1 protein-coding gene and 1 pseudogene are annotated in these 1170 nt (G+C 47.0%); both read left to right on the top strand.

Annotation, left to right across the window (positions count from 1 at the left end; translation table 11 throughout):
* Nucleotides 1-191, top strand: a pseudogene (locus tag R7P69_RS25005) (hypothetical protein); the annotation flags it as partial.
* A 61-nt stretch (nt 192-252) separates the two neighbouring features.
* A partial coding sequence (locus R7P69_RS25000; RefSeq protein WP_318121794.1) for a protein-disulfide reductase DsbD domain-containing protein occupies nt 253-1170 on the top strand: 918 nt, incomplete at its 3' end.

The raw sequence follows: 1170 nt of genomic DNA, 5'->3' as shown, positions 1-1170 counted from the left end.
AGTGTGAACTGTCTGAAAAGTTGATTCAGTTTACCCAGCATCAGCTCGAAGCCTTCATTGTCGTTTTGTTCATTGGCATTGTTTTAGCCGCAGTTTGGCGATGCAGTGCCTTTGTTAACGCAAGGCAATGGACTGAGCCCATCTACGACAAACATCGAATTCATCTTACCTTTTGTGTGTTCCGAGAATGACAAGTGATTCTGGCCGAAAACGCCAGCCATTTTCTACACTTGTTATTAATTAGGAATCACTATGAATCACATTACTAAAGCGACTCAACTCGCGTCCATATTCTTTATGGCGTTGGTGTTGGGTTTGTTCTCTCTTAATCTCTCAGCGCAAACTACCTACACGGGATGGATGTCCAATCCACAGCATCCGCCTGTGCAAACGCGTTTTGTTTTGACTGGTCAACAAGATCCGCAAGCAAAAACGCTCACTGGTTATTTGGATGTCAAGTTAACCGGAGACTGGAAAACTTATTGGCGATCGCCGGGCGAGGGTGGTGTTGCGCCGTCGATAGATTGGCAAAACTCGCAAAACCTAAGCAAGGTTGATTGGCAATGGCCATATCCGCAAAAGTTCGAGTTATTGGGCATTGAGACTCTCGGTTACAAAGGCGACACTTTGTTCCCAATGACGCTGCATATCGACGATATGTCGAAACCCGTCACGATTGATGCAGTACTCACGCTCTCTTCCTGCACCACCATCTGTGTGTTGACGGACTATCAAATTCAACTGACCTTCCTGCCTTCTGAGCTGCAAATCGACGAGCAGGTGATGTTCAGTTACGCCCAAGCGGTGAGCAATGTGCCCCAGCCATCGCCGTTTATTGATGTCACTCAAGCAAGTTGGGATGCAAACCAATCGAAGTTGCAAATCAAGCTCACGAACACTCAAGGTTGGAACCAACCACAAGTGTTGGTGGACGGTGTCGATGAGGCAACGCGAGACTATAGCTTCAAGCTTGAAGGTATACATCAAGAGGGAAATACCGTTACCGCGAGCTATTTGGTGGATACTTGGTTAGGCGATGTGGAGTTAAGTGATCAGTCGCTGTTTGTGACCATCAAAGACGCCAACTTGTTGGCAGAAGAAACCACTCAAGCAATAGCTGAGGCGATAGTAGAGCCACTGCCGAGCACGTCTTTAGTGAGTATTTTTCTG

This window comes from Vibrio sp. 661, from assembly GCF_033339315.1.
Lineage (GTDB): Bacteria > Pseudomonadota > Gammaproteobacteria > Enterobacterales > Vibrionaceae > Vibrio > Vibrio alginolyticus.
Note: the sequence above shows the minus strand (reverse complement) of the source record. Positions and strands in the feature narration are given on the sequence as shown.